Raw genomic sequence first — 19,030 nt, 5'->3', positions numbered from 1 at the left:
TGTTTATATCTCGGGAGGATTTAATAAAAATGAGGTTTTTATCGAGTTTTTAAAACTATTAAAACCCAATATTGCCATCAAAATATCAGACTGTAAAAACGAAAGTGCTTTAGGCGCTGCTTTATTAATGAAGGATTATTTGGTATAAATACTTCTGGTTACAACAGGGTAGGGAATTACTCCTAAATATTTTTCTTTGTTAACTCTAGCTTATAAAAACAGGGCTTATTGGTAGTGAGGAAAATTATTTAATAATTTATTAATGCAGTGGCTTCTAAATTATCTTAGTGATTATATGCCAAGGTTTTGTAAATTAGCTGTGTTATGTAATTAAATTTAAAAACATACGTTTATACTTGATGCAAATCCTACTAATTGCTAAAGACTATAATTTAAACAGCAAAATAATTCTTGGAATTCTGTTTGTAGCATTAGCCTATATCATTTTGTATTATGCTTTTAAAATGATAGAAATGGGTTATGTTTTGAAAGTTAAAAAGCCGTTATACAATCATTTTTACTTCCGGTTGAAGCGTTTAAATCATGAGCAAATAGCCGTTTTAGAACATCAGTTTTTATTCTATAAAAAACTTAATAGTAAGGAGAAAAAATATTTTGAACATCGGGTAGCTTCGTTTATAGAAGATAAAAAATTTATTGGTAGAGACGGACTTCTTATTACTGAAGATATACGCGTTTTAATATCTGCAACCGCTGTTATGTTAACTTTCGGTTTTCGTGATTTTTATATTGGATTAATTTCTACAATTATAGTGTATCCAAGAGCTTTTTACTCCAATACAAATAAAGATTTTCATAAAGGTGAATTCAATCCTAAATTTGAGACATTGGTTTTTTCATGGGAAGATTTTGTAAATGGCTACACAGTTGGAAATGATAATATAAATTTAGGAATACACGAATTTACACACGCTATCCACATAAACAGTATCAAAGAGCGAGATGTTAGTTCTACTATTTTTAGTGATTCTTTCAAAGAGTTGTCTGAATTGTTAGCTTCGAATGAAATCCTAAGAAACAAGTTGCTAGCATCAGATTATTTTAGGAAATATGCTTTTACAAATCAATTTGAATTTTTAGCTGTAATAATTGAGAATTTTATAGAAACCCCTCAAGTGTTTCGGGCTCAATTTCCCAACGTTTACGACAAGGTTAAACAAATGCTAAACTTTAGGGTTGCAGGCTATTAATCATGATTTAAATCATAGTTTTCATAGTTTTATTTCAATAACTTTAGTAAAACTAAAACTAAAAGGTCATGATACGAAAAGCACCAATTTCGATGATAATGACTTCTCCTGTCATTACGCTAAAAAAGAACGATAGTCTAGAAGCAGCGGAGCATCTTTTTAAAAAACATCATATTAGACACATTCCTATTGTTTCTGCAGGTGCAGTTGTTGGGATGTTAAGTTATACAGATTTACTTCGACTTAGTTTTGCCGACATAACCGACAGTATCAACCCTGAAGCAGATTCAGATGCCGATGCACTAGTATATAATATGTTTACCATAAAACAAATTATGAAACGGCAAATTGTAACAGTTTCTACTTCCAATTCTATAAGAGAGGTGGCTCAAATTTTAGCAGAAAAAGAGTTTCATGCATTACCTGTTGTAGATAATAACAAGTTGGTAGGAATTGTAACTACAACCGATTTAATAAAGTATTTATTGACCCAATTCTAATTTATCTGAATACCCATATTTTTTAAATAGTTTGTCATGAAAAAAGCAGAAACAATAGAGAGTATAATGAGTAGAAATGTTATTGCACTAACTCGTGAAGATGATTTACAATACGCAGAATCGTTATTTAAAAGGTATAAAATAAGACACATACCCGTAGTTAATTCAGAGTCGGTTATTGGAATGTTAAGTTATTCAGATTTGTTGAGAATAAGTTATTCAGATGTCTCAGATGATGAACATAATGTGGATTCCATTGTTTATAATACCTTCAGCATAGAACAGGTTATGACCAAAAATATTATTAGTATAACCAGTAAAACAACTATTAAAGAAGCTGCTGAAATTTTAGCTAAAAAGGAGTTTCATGCACTTCCGGTAGTGGATGATAGTATATTGATAGGGATTGTAACAACAACCGATTTGTTAAATTATTTTATCAAACAATATTAAGAATTAACAAGCGTTTTAAGTTCCTTAATAGTTTCAATAGGGTTTTGACTTTTAAAAACAAAGCTTCCGGCAACCATAACATCTGCACCAGCATCACTAAGGGCTTTTGCATTTGCTGAAGTAACACCTCCATCAATTTCAATAAGAGTTGAGGCACCTTTACGTTTAATAAGTTCTTTCAGTTGTTTTACTTTGCTATATGTGTTTTCAATAAAACTTTGACCACCAAAACCAGGATTAACACTCATAATAAGCACGATATCAATATCGTTTATAGTATCTTCTAAAACATTTACATTGGTATGCGGGTTTAAAGATACGCCAGCTTTCATGCCTTCCGCTTTTATTGCTTGTATTGTGCGGTGTAAATGCGGACATGCTTCGTAATGAACAGTTAAAATGTCGCTTCCTAAATCGGCAAAGGTTTTAATATATCTATCCGGATCTACAATCATTAAATGTACATCAACAGTTTTAGTTGTGTGTTTAGTAATGGCTTGTAATACAGGCATTCCAAAAGAAATGTTTGGCACAAAAACACCATCCATAATATCTATATGAAACCAATCTGCTTCACTCTTGTTTACCATTTCAATATCACGTTGAAGGTTTGCAAAATCGGCTGCAAGTAATGAAGGCGCTATTAATTTAGAAGTCATTTATTATAATAATTTAATTTGATGCAAAAGTATATGAATTAATAGTGAATGCTACTAATATCAAAAATTATTTGAAAAAATTTTCGGTTGTAGATAAAAATAAAGAGGCATTATTAATGTTATTAATGGCAGGAGAACTTAAATAGGATTGCAGTCCAAATAAAGATTCAATACGTTGGATTGTATTGTATCCTGTTCCAAAATTTTCAAATGAATACTCTGAAATATAAGTATTTAATACTTCATTAATTTCATGATGTCTTGTATCTTTTTTAATTGAAAAATATAAGGCGTCCAAAATAGTCTCAGGTCCTTCTAAAATTTGAAAAAACCGATTGTTTTTAGCTACCAAAACTCCTTTAATATTAAAGTTGTTGTTATTTAATCTTGTTTTATGAAATAACATTTCTAAATTAAATGTAGAAATGTCTTCTGTGTATTTGCTTGTATAACAGATGGTTTTGAGCATCAGCAATGAAAATAGGAGATTTTTAAATATTTTATAGAGGAGTAATTTACGAATTTAAAAATGAACCCCCGGTAATCAGCCGAGGGTTCTTTCATCAATCAAAAAACGAACAGTTATGTGTAACTGTTTGTTACTTTAATTTAGTCGTAATTAACTGCAATTACTATCCTAAATAGGTTTTTAATATTTTACTTCTAGAAGTGTGTTTTAATCTTCTAATCGCTTTTTCCTTTATTTGACGAACACGCTCACGAGTTAAATCAAACGTTTCACCAATTTCCTCTAAAGTCATTGGGTGTTGGTTTCCTAAACCGAAGTATAAACGAATAACGTCAGCTTCACGAGGCGTTAATGTTTCTAAAGCACGCTCTATTTCCGTACGTAAAGATTCGTGTAGTAACTCTCTATCTGGGTTTGGAGATTCGCCACTGTTTAATACATCATATAAGTTAGAATCTTCACCTTCTACTAAAGGTGCATCCATACTTACGTGACGGCCAGAATTTTTCATAGACTCCTTAACATCGTTAATAGTCATATCTAATTCTTTCGCTATTTCTTCAGCAGAAGGCGGACGCTCGTGGCTTTGCTCTAAAAACGCAAATGTTTTATTAATTTTGTTAATAGAACCAATTTTATTTAATGGTAAACGTACAATACGAGATTGCTCAGCCAAAGCTTGAAGAATCGATTGACGAATCCACCATACAGCATATGATATAAATTTAAAACCACGTGTTTCATCAAAACGTTGTGCGGCTTTAATTAAACCTAAATTACCTTCATTAATTAAATCGGGTAACGTTAAACCTTGATTTTGGTATTGCTTAGCTACCGATACAACAAAACGTAAATTAGCTTTGGTTAATTTTTCTAAAGCTACTTGATCGCCAGCTTTGATACGCTGTGCTAATTCTACTTCTTCGTCTGCGGTAATTAAGTCAACTTTTCCAATTTCTTGAAGATATTTGTCTAACGAGGCGGTTTCTCTGTTGGTAACCTGCTTCGTAATTTTAAGTTGTCTCATCTAAAGTTCTCCTGTAAGTTTTATGGTGAATATTATTATTCAGTGGTTATACGTGCAAATAACAGATTTTGTTACAAAAATTTAAATTTATTTTTTTAATGCTAGTAAAATGTCTTAGTTTATTTTTCACTAATTATGCTAAAACACATCCAAAAGTGATTGTAAATAGCTATTACTTAATTTTCAATAAAGCGCTTATATTTTTATTAAAACCTTTTTATTCAGGTTGGTAGCATCCAGCATTTCTTGGGTAAATGCATAATGGCCACGTGATGTAATTAACCTAAATCTAGAAGCTTTTAGTTTGCTTAGTTCGTTAAGAAATAACCATTTTGATTTTAATAAATTTGGTTTTTCAGATTTTAAACTAATATCAAAATAATGTTTTCTACCTTCCTTTACGGCAACTATATCTGGTGTTATGGTAATATCACTTCCTGCTTTTGCGTACGATTTTGGGGTTTCATAACCATCTATGTCGGCTTTTATATTTTCAAAACCCCGATTTTCCAAATAAGTAATTGAGTTCTCTAAAATGTCTGAATATTTTTCTTTGTCTTCTTGAATCATCTTAGTAATATAATGAAAATGAGCAGAAAAGCAAATTTTTAACAAGGTTTAACGTTTTTTGTGGTGTTTTTTAAGTGCTAAACAGTTGCGTGGTTGTATGCGGGTATTTGTAAAATGAAGATTAGAATCTGGGAAGTAAAATAATCAACATTTGTTAAGAATGAATACAGTTATTTAAAAACTTACTATTTTAGTCTGTTATATATTGACCATCAATTTTATCTAATTTTTCAAAAGATTTTTTGAGTCTTGAAGTCAGTTTTTCTAGATTAGATCCCTTTCCTGTTATCTTCATTTTAAAGTTGTCAATTCGAACTTTTGCTTTATTTAATTCTGATTTGTTCTCAAAACTGAAAGCAAGTGCTATTTCTTCGTTTTCATCATTTTCTTGAAACATTTCCGTAATAATATTCCAGTCAAAATTTTTCAAATCTTCGAGGTTTTCTGTTGTAACTTTTAATTCTTTGGTTATGGTGTTTATTTCAATTTCCATGCTTTTATCGCGCTGGCCATAAGTAGTAAAAGTGAATATGTAGAAAATGCCAAGCAGAAAGATTTTGGTTTTCATATTCTTCGTTCTTAAATTAAAGTTAAAACAATAAACAAACGTCCTTAATTTTTTTTGCAAACATTAATTAAAGTTAGTTTTTTTTTTTTTTTTTTTAACAAAACAATCTTAAAATTAAATTTTAATTGAATGATTTTTTACTTCTTAGAAGTCATTTTTTTAATGTATAAATGTAGAATATTAACATAGTTTTCAATACTCAAACATCAACTATTATAAATTCATAAATTATCGTATTTTTGCAGCACAATTTAAAAAGGTAAATGTTAGACAAGTTACAAATAGTAAAGCAACGTTTTGACGAGGTGAGTGATTTAATTATTCAGCCGGATATCATGACAGACCAAAAACGTTACATCGCATTAAACAAGGAGTACAAAGATTTAAAGGTGCTTATGGAAAAGCGCGATGAGTATATTGAAGTTACTAATAATTTAAAAGAGGCTGAAGATATTATTTCTGAAGGTGCAGATGCCGAAATGGTGGACATGGCCAAAATGCAGTTTGAAGAGGCCAAAGAGCGTATACCTAAGTTAGAAGACGAAATAAAATTTCTGTTAATCCCTAAAGACCCTGAAGATTCCAAAAATGCCGTTGTGGAATTGCGTGCTGGAACAGGTGGTGATGAAGCGAGTATTTTTGCAGGTGATTTGTTTAGAATGTACACCAAATATTGTGAAAGTAAAGGTTGGAAAGTTGATACTGTGGATTTTAGTGAAGGTACCAATGGTGGCTTTAAAGAAATTCAGTTTGAAGTTACAGGTGAAGATGTTTATGGAACCCTAAAGTTTGAAGCTGGTGTGCATCGTGTACAACGTGTGCCACAAACAGAAACACAAGGTCGGGTACATACAAGTGCCGCAACTGTTATGGTATTTCCAGAAGCTGAAGAATTTGATGTGGAAATTAACCCAAAAGAAGTGCGAATTGATTTTTTCTGTTCGTCGGGTCCTGGTGGTCAGTCTGTAAATACCACTTATTCGGCAGTGCGATTAACACATATTCCAACAGGTTTGGTAGCGCAATGTCAAGATCAAAAATCGCAACATAAAAATAAAGAAAAGGCTTTTAAGGTATTACGTTCTCGCTTATACGAAATGGAATTAGCTAAGAAAAATGAAGCTGATGCAGCAAAACGTGGTTCTATGGTAACTTCGGGAGATAGAAGTGCTAAAATTAGAACTTACAATTACCCACAAGGGCGTGTAACCGATCATAGAATTGGTTTAACGCTTTACGATTTATCTAATATCGTAAATGGAGATATTCAAAGAATTATAGACGAACTTCAATTAGCAGAGAACACTGAAAAGTTAAAAGCTAATAATGATGTGATTTAAAAATAAATGCCACTAATTCACTAATATTTTTCAACGAATATGAAGAACATTAGCGAATTAGTGACAAATTAAAATATGACAACTACCCAACTCATTTCTGAAATCCAAAAAAAGCAATCCTTTCTATGTATTGGATTGGATGTTGATTTAACTAAAATTCCTCAACATCTTTTAAAAGAAGAAGACCCTATATTTGCATTTAATAAAGCGATAATTGATGCCACAAATCATTTGTGTGTGGCTTATAAACCTAACACAGCTTTTTATGAAGCCTATGGTTTAAAGGGGTGGCAAGCCTTGGAAAAAACGATTCATTATTTAAACGAGAACCATCCAGAAATTTTTACTATTGCCGATGCAAAACGTGGTGATATTGGTAATACGAGTACCATGTATGCTAAAGCTTTTTTTGAGGATTTAGAGTTTGATTCGGTTACGGTGGCGCCTTATATGGGGAAAGATTCTGTAGAACCTTTTTTAGCTTTTGAAAACAAACACACCATATTATTGGCTTTAACATCTAATCAAGGAGCTTTCGATTTTCAAACCAAAAGTGTGGATGGCATGGAGTTATACAAACAAGTTTTAGAAACTTCAAAAACATGGAAACATTCTGAAAATCTGATGTATGTTGTTGGGGCTACAAAAGCAGAATATTTAGCAGATATTCGAAAAATAATACCAAATAGTTTTTTATTAGTACCGGGAGTTGGTGCACAAGGAGGAAATTTACAAGATGTTTGCAAGTATGGTATGATTGATACTGTTGGATTGCTTATAAATTCGTCAAGAGGAATTCTATATGCTTCAAATAAAGAAGATTTTGCAGAAATTGCAGCTAAAAAGGCAGCAGAACTTCAGCAAGAAATGCAGGCTATTCTATCCAAATAGTATTTTATTTACTAGTTACTAAAATACATAACAAATTTTCTCGAATGTTTCCGAGAGGTTATTCGTTATTTAATTCAATAATGAATATTATGTAACGTTTTTGGGGTAATCTACAATTGAAATGTCTTCTACAAAGTTTGAAATTAATGTTTCAAATTCTTTTAAGCTAATTAACTTGGATAGGTTAGGCTTAATTTTCCCTACTTTACAAAAATGTGGACTCATAACTTGTTTTATATAAAGTACGTAAGTTTATGAGTTTTAGACGTAAAGTAAAGGTTAAAGAATTAATAAAAATTTAAAGGTTTAATTGGTTTCTTGAGAAATAGCGCAACGCATTTAACTTGTTAAGAAGTCTCATAGCGCGATATTCTGCAAGATCACTGCGCACCGAATCTGTTTGGCGGAAATTGTAAGCTTGTTCCATTAGCTCTTTGTAGCGTTCCTTAAGCTTGTTTTGTCGGTTTTTTATGATTTCATTTGCGTTCATAGTATCTGTCTGAATAACAAGTATTTAAATATACATTTTTTATTCAGAAGTGCGAAAAAAAAATTAATTTTTTTTCAACAACTAAAAAAATAACCATAAGATTCCTCTTCTTAATCTTGAAGCGCAAATACTTTTTTCAATAAATCGGTGCTTCTAGAGTTCAAATTATTACGAATTTCTTTTTCTTCTACAGCAATCATTGTATAGACTCCTTTTAGTGCTTCACTTGTAACGTAATCTGTTAAATCGGGATTTACATCGGAAGTAAAAGGTATAGCATTATATTTCGTAATTAGGTTCTTCCAAATTTCGTCGGCACCAACTTTACTAAAAGAATTTTTTATAACTGGATTAAACTTTTCATATAAAGCGCTGTTTGTTTTGGTATTTAAATATTCTGTTGCAGCATCATCATTGCCCAACAATATATTTTTGGCATCAGCAAACGTAATGTCTTTAACCGCATCAACAAAAATTGGGGTAGCTTCTTTTACTGCATCTTCAGCAGCTCTGTTAAGCGCTTTTATCCCTTCGTCAGCTAAATTTCCTAAGCCTATATTTCTTAAACCTTTATCTACTTTTTGCAATTCTTCCGGCAATAAAATTTTAACAAGGTCATTTTTGTAAAACCCATCGGTTTGTGTAAGTTTAGTTACTTGTTTTTCAATACCTAAATCCAATGCTTGTCTTAATCCAGAAGCAATATCAGTATTACTTAGCACAGTGTTAGTTTGCGGTAATTGATCTATAACTTGTTGTAATTGTGCGCAAGCTGTAAGGTTGAAAATAAGGGAAATAAATAAAATTTTACGTATCATGATATGAGATTTTAAGAGTGGTAAATATAGGTAATTAAGAAAAAATAACGGTTTTATTGTTGTAAACCATTACTTTTCGGTTAGTATGGAGCTTAACGGCGTTTGCTAAAACTATTTTTTCTAAATCACGACCTTTAGCTATTAAGTCTTCAATAGAATGTGTATGAGATACACGGGCAACACCTTGGTCAATTATTGGGCCAGCATCTAATTCTTCAGTTACATAGTGGCTAGTGGCACCTATTATTTTTACACCACGTTTAAATGCAGAATGGTATGGTTTTGCACCCACAAATGCAGGTAAGAAAGAGTGATGTATGTTTATTATTTTATTTGGGTACCGGGCAATTAATTTTCCTGAAATTATTTGCATATACCTAGCAAGTACAATGAAATCTATTTTATGAGTTTCTAGTAATTCCAATTGTTGTTGTTCAGCCCTTTCCTTAGTGTCTTTAGTAACTGGAATATGGTAAAAAGGAATTTTAAAATTATCTGCAATTGATTTTAAATCTAGGTGATTACTAACTATAAACGGAATTTCTAAATGCAGTTCGCCTGAATTATAGCGTCCTAATAAATCGTATAAACAATGGTCGTATTTAGAAATAAACAAGGCCATTTTTGGTTTTCTAGACGAAGAATAAATGCGCCATTTCATACCAAAATTGTCACCCAAGGTGTTTTTGAAAGCATCTCTAAAAGCATCTACAGAAAATGTTTCATGAACAAATTCACTTTCTAAACGCATAAAAAAGATGTTTTGTTCCCTGTCTACATGCTGATCGATATAAATAATATTACCTTGTTTTTCAGCAATAAAATTGGTAACCGTTGCAATAATATTTGGTCTGTCTTTACAGTGTATTAAAATGGTAATCTTCTGCATGCTATTTTAAAATGATTCAGTGTCAAAATTAACCTAAAAATTAAATACCGTGCAGTTGGGATTATAATTTTAGATAATCGTTTGTAAATGATTCGTTTTTTTGAATATTTCGTAAATTTGAAAGGAATAAAATTATTATATTTTATAAAGATGCACACAGAACCTTATAAACCTAAACATAACATTAGAATTGTAACGGCAGCCTCGCTTTTTGATGGGCATGATGCGTCTATAAATATCATGCGTCGCATTATTCAGGCCACGGGGGTAGAAGTTATTCATTTAGGACATGATAGAAGTGTAGAGGAGGTTGTAAATACAGCTATTCAAGAAGATGTAAATGCCATTTGTTTAACCTCCTATCAAGGAGGACATAACGAATATTTTAAGTATATGTATGATTTGTTGAAAGAACGAGGTGCAAATCATATTAAAATATTTGGAGGCGGTGGTGGAGTTATTTTACCCTCTGAAATAAAGGAATTGATGGCTTATGGAATTACCCGAATTTATTCTCCGGATGATGGAAGGGAAATGGGTTTGCAGGGCATGATTAATGATTTGGTTGAAAAAGCAGATTTTGCCATAGGAAATGAGTTGAAAATCGAGATTTCTTCACTTCAACAAAAACAAACAAATGCAATTGCTCGTGTTATTTCTTCTATAGAAAACTTTCCAGAGGTGGCACAAGACGCATTGAATAGAATAATCAACATTAATAAAAATTCCAAAACTCCTGTGTTGGGTGTTACCGGAACCGGTGGTGCCGGAAAATCGAGTTTGGTAGATGAATTAGTTCGTCGTTTTCTAATAGATTTTCCAAATAAAACGGTCGGTATTATTTCTGTAGATCCTTCTAAACGAAAAACGGGTGGTGCTCTTTTAGGCGATCGTATTCGTATGAATGCTATAAATAATCCCCGGGTTTATATGCGGAGTTTAGCAACACGGCAATCTAATTTAGCCTTGTCTAAGCACGTAAATGAAGTTATACAGGTTTTGAAAGTAGCAGAATATGATTTAATTATTTTAGAAACTTCTGGCATCGGGCAAAGTGATACCGAAATTGTTGAACATAGCGATGTTTCATTGTATGTTATGACTCCAGAATTTGGAGCTGCAACACAATTGGAAAAAATTGATATGCTCGATTTTGCTGATTTAGTTGCCATAAATAAGTTCGATAAACGAGGTGCTTTAGATGCGTTGCGAGATGTGAAAAAGCAATACTTACGTAATAATAATTTATGGGGAACGCCACAGGAAAATTTACCTGTTTTTGGCACCATAGCATCTCAGTTTAACGATCCAGGGATGAATGCTCTATACAAAGCTGCTATTGATATATTGACTGAAAAAACAAATATGCAGTTCAAATCTAAATTTGAAATTTCTGATAATATAAGTGAAAAGATTTATATTATTCCACCTTCAAGAACACGTTACTTGTCTGAGATATCTGAAAACAATCGTAGGTATAACGAAAAGTCAAAGCAACAGGTTGAAATTGCTCAAAAACTGTATGGTATTTATAAAACTATTGAATCGGTACTAAATACGGTTGCACGCGAAACAGAACTGGATTATATTACTAAGTTAGGACTAAATGAAGAAAACATTCTAAAGTTAGCAGATAACGAAAACAAGGAGCTAGTTACATTACTATTCAAAGAATTTGATCGTATTAAACGTGATTTAGAGCCTAATAATTGGCAGCTTATATTGGGTTGGCCAGAAAAAGTTAACAACTATAAAAATTCAATTTTCAGCTTTTATGTTCGAGGTAAAGAGCTTAACGTAGAAACACATACTGAATCTTTATCGCATTTGCAAATTCCTAAAGTAGCTTTGCCAAAATACAAGGCTTGGGGCGACTTATTACATTGGATATTACAAGAAAATGTTCCGGGAGAATTTCCATATACATCCGGTTTGTATCCCTTTAAAAGAACAGGAGAAGATCCAGCTCGCATGTTTGCAGGTGAGGGTAGCCCCGAACGAACAAACCGCCGCTTTCATTATGTAAGTATGGGTTTGCCGGCAAAACGTTTATCCACGGCGTTTGATAGTGTTACCTTATATGGGAATGATCCTGATTTACGTCCAGATATTTATGGTAAAATTGGAAACGCTGGTGTTTCTATTTGCTGTTTGGATGATGCTAAAAAACTATATTCCGGCTTTAATTTGGCTCATGAATTGACTTCAGTGAGTATGACCATTAATGGGCCTGCACCGATGCTTTTAGGGTTTTTTATGAATGCAGCCATCGATCAGCAATGTGAAATTTACATTAAAGAACATGGGCTGGAAGACGAAGTGGAAGCTATTATCTCAACTTTATATAATAATAGAGAACGTCCTAGGTATAACGGACAATTACCAAAGGGTCATGATGGTTTGGGTTTAATGTTGCTAGGTGTTTCTGGAGATGAAGTTCTGCCAAACGACATTTACCAAGAAATAAAAACAAAAACTATAGCACAAGTTCGTGGTACTGTACAAGCAGATATTCTAAAAGAAGATCAAGCTCAAAATACCTGTATTTTTTCAACTGAATTTGCACTTCGCTTAATGGGTGATATTCAGGAGTATTTCATTAAAAATAAGGTTCGAAATTTTTATTCCGTATCCATTTCTGGGTATCATATTGCTGAAGCTGGTGCAAACCCTATCACACAATTAGCCTTAACATTATCTAATGGTTTTACTTACGTGGAATATTACTTGAGTCGCGGAATGGATATTAATGAATTCGGACCAAATTTGTCTTTCTTTTTTTCTAATGGTATCGACCCGGAATATGCTGTAATTGGTCGTGTTGCTAGAAGAATATGGGCCAAAGCCATGAAGCATAAGTATGCAGCTAATGAGCGTGCTCAAATGCTGAAATATCATATTCAAACTTCGGGGAGAAGTTTACACGCCCAAGAAATAGATTTTAATGATATACGAACCACGCTTCAAGCCTTGTATGCCATTTATGATAATTGTAATTCACTTCATACCAATGCTTACGATGAAGCAATTACAACACCAACCGAAGAGTCTGTGCGTCGTGCGATGGCTATACAGCTTATAATAAATAAAGAATTAGGGTTGGCCAAGAACGAGAACCCAATGCAGGGGGCGTTTATCATTGAAGAATTAACCGATTTGGTAGAAGAGGCCGTATTAAAAGAATTTGATAGAATAAACGAACGCGGTGGGGTTTTAGGCGCTATGGAAACCATGTACCAGCGTAGCAAAATACAAGAAGAAAGTTTGTATTATGAAACTTTGAAACATAGTGGTGAGTTTCCCATTGTAGGTGTGAATACGTTTTTAAGTAGTAAAGGTTCTCCAACTGTTTTACCTGTTGAAGTGATTCGTGCCACGGAGGAAGAAAAAAAACTACAAATTAAAACCTTAAATAATTTACATAAAGTGAGAGATACAGGATTAATTTTGAAAGACTTACAGCAAAAGGCGGTTAACAACGAAAACATTTTTGAAACTTTAATGGAGGTGTGTAAAGTATGTTCATTAGGGCAAATAACAAATGCTTTGTTTGAAGTAGGGGGACAGTACAGAAGAAATATGTAAAAATAAGGTTTATCTAATAGGTTATTTTATCCTTTTTTTTTACAATTTAAAACAGCTCAAAGACGTATGTAAGCCCTTAAACTAATAATTCTGTTGAAATTTTTAGTTCAAAAGTTTCAGGCGTAGTTTTACAATGTTTAACAATAATATTAAATAACATTTTTTAAGTTATTACATTTAAAACCTATTTAGTAAACAGGGTTTATTAAAAATTTTGCTTTCATGCCAAATACCAAGTATAATCATTTATTCAGTATCGTTTTTTTGAATTCGATATCACCTTTATCGAAATCCTTAAATAAATACTTTTCAAAATCGCTCGTAAGTAAGCGTTATAAAAAAGGGGATTATATAGTTAAAAGCGGTGAGTTTTGCGATAGAATTCACATTATCAGAAAAGGGTTAGTAAGAGGTTATTTCGATTTTAATAATAAAGAAATTACCACCTGGGTGAGCGTAGATAATGAAATGGTTACCTCCATTTCAGGCTATTTTAAACAGGAACCAGCTATTGAGAATATTCAGTGTTTAGAGGATACTTATACGGAAAGCCTTAGCTATGCCGATATGCATTATGCCTTAGAGAACTTTAAGGAGATGTCTCGTTTAAACCGAATTTTAATGGAGCAATATTATCTTAGTGCCGAGTACCGTTCATTTATGGCAAGAATACCTGCTGCAAAAGATCGTTATGAGTATTTTATTAATTTGGTTAAACCAGAAATAGTAGAACGTTTGCCAAAAAAATACTTAGCATCACTTCTTAATATTCGTCCAGAAACTTTATCCAGACTAGAAAAGAAAATAGCCGAAAAAGTATAAATGAACTTGATAAATGTCAAGTGCTACCAATGATTTTTTGAAAAAATTATCTTTCTTAATCCTACATTAGCATAGATTTTGGTGTTGATTTTAACGAATATGTAAATTGCTAATTATCAACTTGATTATAGGTTTCTGCTTTCTATAATCCAATTAAAAAAACACACATAATTTTATGTGTGTTTTTTTTGTTTTAAAAATAATCTGAAGTGTTAAGCAAGCTTACTTTCTTAAGTTTTTTATGCGTTGTAATAAAGTTGGGTGTGAATAATGCATAAATACATAAGCAGGATGCGGGGTTAAATTACTCAAACTATTTTTTGATAGTTTTTTAAGGGATGAAATTAAAGGTTCTGCCTTAAATGTGTTTTTGGCATAATCATCTGCTTGATATTCAAATTTTCTTGAGAATAAATTCATTATAAGTCCTGTGATTTCAGAAATGGGCGAATATAGTAACCCGAAAGCAATTAAGCCTATATGAAAACTATGTACTTCAACACCTAGAGCATTTGATAACAACGGATTGGAAATAAATATAGATAAAATAAAAAGAGTTAATCCTGTTAATAAGATAGAAGTAATCAAGTTAAAAATAATATGCTTCTTTTTATAATGACCAACTTCATGTGCCAAAACAGCTACGATTTCGTCTGGTTCCAAATCGTTTATTAAAGTATCATAAAGTGTTACTCGTTTTTCTCTACCAAAACCGGAAAAATAAGCGTTAGCCTTGGTGCTTCGTTTTGAACCGTCTATAACAAATATCTTATCTATTTTAAAACCAACAGTGTTGGCGTATTCCGAAATTTTATCGCGTAAATTTCCTATCTCTAAAGGTGTTTGTTTGTTAAATAAAGGCACAATTATTTTAGAATAGAACATATTCATAACCAAGGTAAATATGGCTATTAAACTCCAAGCATATAGCCAAAAATTCTTTCCAGTAGAAAGGTAAAACCATATAATTAAGGCTAAAATGCCTCCACCAACAATGGCCATCATCAACCAACCTTTAATCTTGTCCATTACAAAGGTTTTGTGGGTTGTTTTGTTAAAACCAAATTTTTCTTCAATTACAAACGTGCTATAATAGGAGAAGGGTATTGTTAAAATATCGCTACCTATCATAATAATTCCAAAGAAAATAAGTGCAACTATAATTGGATTTTCACTGTAACTTCTAGCAATGTTGTCAATAAATTCAAAACCATCAAAAATTAAAAATCCGAGTGTTAAAATGATAGAAAAGGTGGAAGTTAAAATTCCAAATTTATAGTTGGTAGCTTTATATTTTTGCGATTTTTTATACTCAGTTTCATCGTAAACGTCTTGCAATTCCTCTGGAAGCTCGTCATTATAATGTTTTGCATTTAAAGCATCTAAAATTTTATCTATAATAAAGTTTATTGTGATTATGGCAAGGATGATGTAGAATAATGTAGTTGATGTCATGTGTTTTAATTACATTTTTTAAATATCAATATCCAAAGTTTCTTTTGGGGTGCTGATAGCTTTAATTTGATTTTTGATGAATTTTATAAAAAATTTCTTTGCCTTTTGGCTTCAAAAATAAGAATTCCTGCTGCAACGGATACATTCATAGAATCTATCTCTCCTTGCATTGGAATAATGATGTTTTGTGTAGAATTTTCTAACCATTCGTTACTTAAACCCGTAGCCTCTGTACCAACAATTATTGCAGTTGGTTTTGTGAAATTTTGTGTATGATAATTAACGGAAGCTTGTAAAGCAGCGCAATAAATGTTTATGTTTTTGACTTTTAGAAAAGATACAATTTCAGCAGTAGAAGCCATTGCTATATTGTTAGTGAAAACACAACCAACGCTAGAGCGAATTATATTAGGGTTATATAAATCGGATTTAGGATTGGCAATTATTACCGCATCAATATTTGCAGCATCGGCTGTACGTAGAATAGCACCAATATTTCCTGGTTTTTCAGGAGCTTCGGCAACTAAAATTAATGGGTTTTCTTTGTTAAAATTTAAGTTGTTTATGCTGTGCGTCTTGCTCTTGGCAACTGCCAGTAAGCCTTCAGTAGTTCCTCGATAGGCTAATTTTTCATAAACATCTTTAGTTAGCTCTATAAGGTTTAGTGGGGTATTAGTTAAGTCGCTAAGCTTTTCGGTTGGATACAACTCAGGGTAAAACAAAACTGTTTCTAATTCATAACCAGCTTTTATAGCCAAAGTAATTTCTCGAACCCCTTCAATTAAAAATAAACCTGATTTTTTTCGTTCTCTGGATTTTTCTTTTAATAGTACCAATTGTTTGATTAATGGGTTCTGTAAACTGGATATTAATTTTGTTGTCAAATTTAAATGGCATTTATTTTTGCAAATTTACTATAAATATGAAACTAAAGATGCTCATTTCGATTTAACTTCTAGTGCTTTTTTTAAGGTGATATAAAACTTTTTTATCGATGAAATGCATTGTTTTGACGATATGTGTTAAAATTAAATGTATTACATCGATTTTAATTGTATTTCATCGTTCAAAATGAAATATAATTATATCTTTGAAGGGTACTAAATAACATACTTTTAGTTCAATGGATTAATTAATTAGTATTTGCATTATGCAGTTGAAATAGAGACCCTAAATCTACTACGTAATATAAAAGCAAATTAAAGAAAAACCGAGTTTGAGGGAACTCGGTTTTTTTATTTCTATTAATTTCTAAACTTTTTATTCCCTTTTCTTTTTATGGTTTTTACCACCGAAAAAAAGCATCATTGTTTTGTTAGTTTTATCGACGAAATACATAATTTTGACGATAAATGTTAAATTTAAATGCGTTTCATCGATTTATAATGTATTTCAACGTTTAAAATGAAATATAATTATATCTTTGAAGTGTACTAAATAACATGCTTTTAGTTCAATGGATTAATTAATTAATATTTGCATTGTGATGTTGAAATAGAGACCCTAAATCTACACCGTAATAAAAAGCAAATTAGAGAAAACCGAGTTTGAGGGAACTCGGTTTTTTTGTTTTATAGACTTTATAAAATTAATTTCAACTATAGATTTAAATACGTGTGTGCCCAATACATAAGTAAAAACTGCAAAGGGATTCTTAAAGTTAATAACCATTTAGGCAAGCCAGCCGAGGCCTTCTTGTCGGTTAACATAAATACATGTACTGTTAAAAATGTAGTCAACATAGCAATTATTAAGTAAATTGAAACGTTTTTAGTAGAGGGGATACATAAACCTAAGCCTAAAATAATTTCAAAAATTCCACTTAGTAAAACTAACAGTTTATGTTTTGGTAAATACTTGGGCATGATACGTAGGTATATTTTTGGCTTAATAAAATGCATAATTCCAGCAATTACATATAGTAAACCCATTAAGTATAAATGCCAAGGATAGAACATATTTACGTTTTAATTTTTCTAAATTAGCCTAATTATAATTGTTTATGAAGTATAATTTAACATTTTTATTCCTGCTAATTAGTCTAAGTGGTTTTTCGCAACTTCCAGAAGGTTTTGTGTATGTAGAAACCATTATCCCAGATATTGAAGTAGAACTGCGCTATAACACAAAAAATAATTTTATAGGTAAACGTGTTGATGGCTATCATTCCAATAAACTTATTTTAACAAAAGAAACCGCTTTGGCTTTAAAGAAAGTTCAAGAGGAATTGTTAAGTCAAAATTTATGTTTATTAGTATATGATGGTTATCGACCCCAATCAGCGGTGAATCATTTTATTCGGTGGGCAGAAAACTTGGGAGACACAATTAATAAACAAGCCTTTTATCCGGATGTAGACAAATTGAATTTGTTTGTTGAAGAATACATTGCTGCTCGGTCAGGACATAGTAAAGGCAGTACTGTGGATGTTACAATTATTGATGGAAATACAGGGAAGCCCTTGGATATGGGAAGTAACTATGATTTTTTTGGCGAAGCTTCGTGGGTGGAATATCAGAACATTACAGAATCTCAAAAAGCTAACAGAAAACGTTTGCAAACCGTTATGTTAAAATATGGTTTTAAAAACTATCCAAAGGAATGGTGGCATTTTACACTTAAAAATGAGCCATTTTCTAGTACTTATTTTGATTTTCCGGTTAGGTAACTGATTTTTATATTAAAAATCAATTGTTCTAAACGTTAAATTAATTCTCGGGGTTTTTACTTTTTTGGTAGGAGGTAAGCGGTGAAGCCAATTGGTTTGTGTTTCACCCTTCATTACCAACAAACTCCCCTTTTCAAGTAAAATGGATATCGTTTGTTTTGTGGATTTGTGTTTAAAGGAAAATTTACGTTCAGCTCCAAAACTTAAAGATGCGATTGCTCCATTTTTTTTCAAATCTTTTTCACCATCACTGTGCCATGCCATGCCTTCTTCGCCATTATGATAAAGATTTAGCAGACACGAGTTGAATGATTCTCCAGTTTTCTGTTCAATAAGTTCCTTTAGTTCTAGAAGTGCTTTGGTCCAAGGTAATGCAGATTTAGTAGTCTTGGAATAGGTATAGCTAAACGGTTTGTCTCCATACCAGGCAACTTTTCGCTTGGTTATAATTAATTTTCCAAAAATGATGGCTTTATCGTTTTCCCAGATAATGGTATTTAATAGTTCATTGTAGTAATATTGAGCTATTTCGGAATTAAGAATTTTTCCATAATAAATTACTTCACCATCAAAGGGTAAAAGGTTAATTTGTGTATTATGGTTAAATAAATCCAT

The 19,030-nt window shown here is 31.8% G+C and carries 21 protein-coding genes; 8 read left to right on the top strand and 13 right to left on the bottom strand.

Features of this window, described 5'->3' with window-relative positions; translation table 11 throughout:
* The first annotated feature begins 359 nt into the window (after window positions 1-359).
* The 3 genes from ABYI63_RS12870 to ABYI63_RS12860 all read left to right on the top strand — a co-directional run bounded on the left by ABYI63_RS12870 (window position 360) and on the right by ABYI63_RS12860 (window position 2,164).
* Entirely contained in the window at window positions 360-1,211 is an 852-nt protein-coding gene (locus ABYI63_RS12870) for a zinc-dependent peptidase (protein ID WP_372756757.1), read from the top strand.
* A gap of 68 nt (window positions 1,212-1,279) precedes the next feature.
* Window positions 1,280-1,711: a CBS domain-containing protein gene (locus tag ABYI63_RS12865; RefSeq protein ID WP_372756756.1), complete on the top strand. Its 432-nt coding sequence runs from the start codon at window positions 1,280-1,282 to the stop codon at window positions 1,709-1,711.
* A 36-nt stretch (window positions 1,712-1,747) separates the two neighbouring features.
* Window positions 1,748-2,164 (top strand): CBS domain-containing protein, encoded by a 417-nt coding sequence (locus ABYI63_RS12860; RefSeq protein ID WP_372756755.1) that lies wholly within the window; start codon window positions 1,748-1,750, stop codon window positions 2,162-2,164.
* Here the strand turns inward: ABYI63_RS12860 and rpe are convergent.
* From rpe to ABYI63_RS12835, 5 genes are all read right to left on the bottom strand, one after another.
* Complete coding sequence (gene rpe, locus ABYI63_RS12855; protein ID WP_372756754.1) at window positions 2,161-2,823, bottom strand: ribulose-phosphate 3-epimerase; 663 nt, start codon at window positions 2,821-2,823, stop codon at window positions 2,161-2,163. The genes ABYI63_RS12860 and rpe overlap by 4 nt on opposite strands.
* 67 nt (window positions 2,824-2,890) lie before the next feature.
* The gene (locus ABYI63_RS12850; protein WP_372756753.1) at window positions 2,891-3,292 is read right to left on the bottom strand and encodes a BLUF domain-containing protein; all 402 of its coding nucleotides are present in this window, start codon (window positions 3,290-3,292) and stop codon (window positions 2,891-2,893) included.
* A 163-nt stretch (window positions 3,293-3,455) separates the two neighbouring features.
* A complete protein-coding gene (locus ABYI63_RS12845; protein WP_042497104.1) occupies window positions 3,456-4,319 on the bottom strand; it encodes an RNA polymerase sigma factor RpoD/SigA in 864 nt (287 codons plus the stop codon).
* A 195-nt stretch (window positions 4,320-4,514) separates the two neighbouring features.
* Entirely contained in the window at window positions 4,515-4,889 is a 375-nt protein-coding gene (locus ABYI63_RS12840; RefSeq protein ID WP_372756752.1) for a hypothetical protein, read from the bottom strand.
* Between the two features lie 190 nt (window positions 4,890-5,079).
* The gene (locus ABYI63_RS12835; protein WP_372756751.1) at window positions 5,080-5,457 is read right to left on the bottom strand and encodes a hypothetical protein; all 378 of its coding nucleotides are present in this window, start codon (window positions 5,455-5,457) and stop codon (window positions 5,080-5,082) included.
* Window positions 5,458-5,720: 263 nt separating this feature from the next.
* Here ABYI63_RS12835 and prfA point away from each other — a divergent pair, with 263 nt between their 5' ends.
* Both prfA and pyrF read left to right on the top strand, forming a co-directional pair.
* Window positions 5,721-6,797, top strand: a complete 1,077-nt coding sequence (prfA, locus tag ABYI63_RS12830; RefSeq protein ID WP_372756750.1) for a peptide chain release factor 1 — start codon at window positions 5,721-5,723, stop codon at window positions 6,795-6,797.
* 75 nt (window positions 6,798-6,872) lie between these two features.
* Window positions 6,873-7,688, top strand: coding sequence for an orotidine-5'-phosphate decarboxylase (gene pyrF, locus ABYI63_RS12825; RefSeq protein ID WP_372756749.1), 816 nt, complete (start codon window positions 6,873-6,875; stop codon window positions 7,686-7,688).
* 87 nt (window positions 7,689-7,775) lie between these two features.
* Here the strand turns inward: pyrF and ABYI63_RS12820 are convergent, their stop codons facing one another.
* The 4 genes from ABYI63_RS12820 to purU all read right to left on the bottom strand — a co-directional run bounded on the left by ABYI63_RS12820 (window position 7,776) and on the right by purU (window position 9,885).
* Complete coding sequence (locus ABYI63_RS12820) at window positions 7,776-7,913, bottom strand: hypothetical protein (protein WP_372756748.1); 138 nt, start codon at window positions 7,911-7,913, stop codon at window positions 7,776-7,778.
* 73 nt (window positions 7,914-7,986) lie between these two features.
* The gene (locus ABYI63_RS12815) at window positions 7,987-8,178 is read right to left on the bottom strand and encodes a Lacal_2735 family protein (RefSeq protein WP_372756747.1); all 192 of its coding nucleotides are present in this window, start codon (window positions 8,176-8,178) and stop codon (window positions 7,987-7,989) included.
* A gap of 110 nt (window positions 8,179-8,288) precedes the next feature.
* A complete protein-coding gene (locus tag ABYI63_RS12810; protein ID WP_372756746.1) occupies window positions 8,289-8,996 on the bottom strand; it encodes a DUF4197 domain-containing protein in 708 nt (235 codons plus the stop codon).
* A 34-nt stretch (window positions 8,997-9,030) separates the two neighbouring features.
* Complete coding sequence (gene purU / locus ABYI63_RS12805) at window positions 9,031-9,885, bottom strand: formyltetrahydrofolate deformylase (RefSeq protein WP_372756745.1); 855 nt, start codon at window positions 9,883-9,885, stop codon at window positions 9,031-9,033.
* Window positions 9,886-10,035: 150 nt separating this feature from the next.
* Between purU and ABYI63_RS12800 the strand changes: the two genes are divergently transcribed.
* Both ABYI63_RS12800 and ABYI63_RS12795 read left to right on the top strand, forming a co-directional pair.
* Window positions 10,036-13,470: a methylmalonyl-CoA mutase family protein gene (locus tag ABYI63_RS12800; RefSeq protein WP_372756744.1), complete on the top strand. Its 3,435-nt coding sequence runs from the start codon at window positions 10,036-10,038 to the stop codon at window positions 13,468-13,470.
* A gap of 222 nt (window positions 13,471-13,692) precedes the next feature.
* A complete protein-coding gene (locus ABYI63_RS12795) occupies window positions 13,693-14,292 on the top strand; it encodes a Crp/Fnr family transcriptional regulator (RefSeq protein WP_372756743.1) in 600 nt (199 codons plus the stop codon).
* A gap of 222 nt (window positions 14,293-14,514) precedes the next feature.
* On the opposite strand, the gene ABYI63_RS12790 is transcribed toward ABYI63_RS12795, so the two are convergent.
* From ABYI63_RS12790 to ABYI63_RS12780, 3 genes are all read right to left on the bottom strand, one after another.
* Window positions 14,515-15,747 (bottom strand): M48 family metallopeptidase, encoded by a 1,233-nt coding sequence (locus ABYI63_RS12790; RefSeq protein WP_372756742.1) that lies wholly within the window; start codon window positions 15,745-15,747, stop codon window positions 14,515-14,517.
* An 83-nt stretch (window positions 15,748-15,830) separates the two neighbouring features.
* The gene (locus ABYI63_RS12785) at window positions 15,831-16,631 is read right to left on the bottom strand and encodes a TrmH family RNA methyltransferase (RefSeq protein WP_372756741.1); all 801 of its coding nucleotides are present in this window, start codon (window positions 16,629-16,631) and stop codon (window positions 15,831-15,833) included.
* A gap of 714 nt (window positions 16,632-17,345) precedes the next feature.
* Window positions 17,346-17,705 (bottom strand): MauE/DoxX family redox-associated membrane protein, encoded by a 360-nt coding sequence (locus ABYI63_RS12780; RefSeq protein ID WP_372756740.1) that lies wholly within the window; start codon window positions 17,703-17,705, stop codon window positions 17,346-17,348.
* A 44-nt stretch (window positions 17,706-17,749) separates the two neighbouring features.
* Here ABYI63_RS12780 and ABYI63_RS12775 point away from each other — a divergent pair, with 44 nt between their 5' ends.
* On the top strand, window positions 17,750-18,415 hold the full coding sequence (locus ABYI63_RS12775; protein WP_372756739.1) for a M15 family metallopeptidase: 666 nt from the start codon (window positions 17,750-17,752) through the stop codon (window positions 18,413-18,415).
* A 12-nt stretch (window positions 18,416-18,427) separates the two neighbouring features.
* Here the strand turns inward: ABYI63_RS12775 and ABYI63_RS12770 are convergent, their stop codons facing one another.
* Window positions 18,428-19,030 (bottom strand): alpha-ketoglutarate-dependent dioxygenase AlkB, encoded by a 603-nt coding sequence (locus tag ABYI63_RS12770; protein WP_372756738.1) that lies wholly within the window; start codon window positions 19,028-19,030, stop codon window positions 18,428-18,430.

This window comes from Mariniflexile sp., assembly GCF_041583155.1.
Lineage (GTDB): Bacteria > Bacteroidota > Bacteroidia > Flavobacteriales > Flavobacteriaceae > Mariniflexile.
Note: the sequence above shows the minus strand (reverse complement) of the source record. Positions and strands in the feature narration are given on the sequence as shown.

What these genes read in the sequence shown, in the direction of transcription:
- ABYI63_RS12870 (WP_372756757.1), top strand. Translation starts at nt 360, where the DNA reads ATGCAAATCCTACTAATTGCTAAAGACTATAATTTAAACAGCAAAATA.
- ABYI63_RS12865 (WP_372756756.1), top strand. Translation starts at nt 1,280, where the DNA reads ATGATACGAAAAGCACCAATTTCGATGATAATGACTTCTCCTGTCATT.
- ABYI63_RS12860 (WP_372756755.1), top strand. Translation starts at nt 1,748, where the DNA reads ATGAAAAAAGCAGAAACAATAGAGAGTATAATGAGTAGAAATGTTATT.
- rpe (WP_372756754.1), bottom strand. Translation starts at nt 2,823, where the DNA reads ATGACTTCTAAATTAATAGCGCCTTCATTACTTGCAGCCGATTTTGCA.
- ABYI63_RS12850 (WP_372756753.1), bottom strand. Translation starts at nt 3,292, where the DNA reads ATGCTCAAAACCATCTGTTATACAAGCAAATACACAGAAGACATTTCT.
- ABYI63_RS12845 (WP_042497104.1), bottom strand. Translation starts at nt 4,319, where the DNA reads ATGAGACAACTTAAAATTACGAAGCAGGTTACCAACAGAGAAACCGCC.
- ABYI63_RS12840 (WP_372756752.1), bottom strand. Translation starts at nt 4,889, where the DNA reads ATGATTCAAGAAGACAAAGAAAAATATTCAGACATTTTAGAGAACTCA.
- ABYI63_RS12835 (WP_372756751.1), bottom strand. Translation starts at nt 5,457, where the DNA reads ATGAAAACCAAAATCTTTCTGCTTGGCATTTTCTACATATTCACTTTT.
- prfA (WP_372756750.1), top strand. Translation starts at nt 5,721, where the DNA reads ATGTTAGACAAGTTACAAATAGTAAAGCAACGTTTTGACGAGGTGAGT.
- pyrF (WP_372756749.1), top strand. Translation starts at nt 6,873, where the DNA reads ATGACAACTACCCAACTCATTTCTGAAATCCAAAAAAAGCAATCCTTT.
- ABYI63_RS12820 (WP_372756748.1), bottom strand. Translation starts at nt 7,913, where the DNA reads ATGAGTCCACATTTTTGTAAAGTAGGGAAAATTAAGCCTAACCTATCC.
- ABYI63_RS12815 (WP_372756747.1), bottom strand. Translation starts at nt 8,178, where the DNA reads ATGAACGCAAATGAAATCATAAAAAACCGACAAAACAAGCTTAAGGAA.
- ABYI63_RS12810 (WP_372756746.1), bottom strand. Translation starts at nt 8,996, where the DNA reads ATGATACGTAAAATTTTATTTATTTCCCTTATTTTCAACCTTACAGCT.
- purU (WP_372756745.1), bottom strand. Translation starts at nt 9,885, where the DNA reads ATGCAGAAGATTACCATTTTAATACACTGTAAAGACAGACCAAATATT.
- ABYI63_RS12800 (WP_372756744.1), top strand. Translation starts at nt 10,036, where the DNA reads ATGCACACAGAACCTTATAAACCTAAACATAACATTAGAATTGTAACG.
- ABYI63_RS12795 (WP_372756743.1), top strand. Translation starts at nt 13,693, where the DNA reads ATGCCAAATACCAAGTATAATCATTTATTCAGTATCGTTTTTTTGAAT.
- ABYI63_RS12790 (WP_372756742.1), bottom strand. Translation starts at nt 15,747, where the DNA reads ATGACATCAACTACATTATTCTACATCATCCTTGCCATAATCACAATA.
- ABYI63_RS12780 (WP_372756740.1), bottom strand. Translation starts at nt 17,705, where the DNA reads ATGTTCTATCCTTGGCATTTATACTTAATGGGTTTACTATATGTAATT.
- ABYI63_RS12775 (WP_372756739.1), top strand. Translation starts at nt 17,750, where the DNA reads ATGAAGTATAATTTAACATTTTTATTCCTGCTAATTAGTCTAAGTGGT.
- ABYI63_RS12770 (WP_372756738.1), bottom strand. Translation starts at nt 19,030, where the DNA reads ATGGATTTATTTAACCATAATACACAAATTAACCTTTTACCCTTTGAT.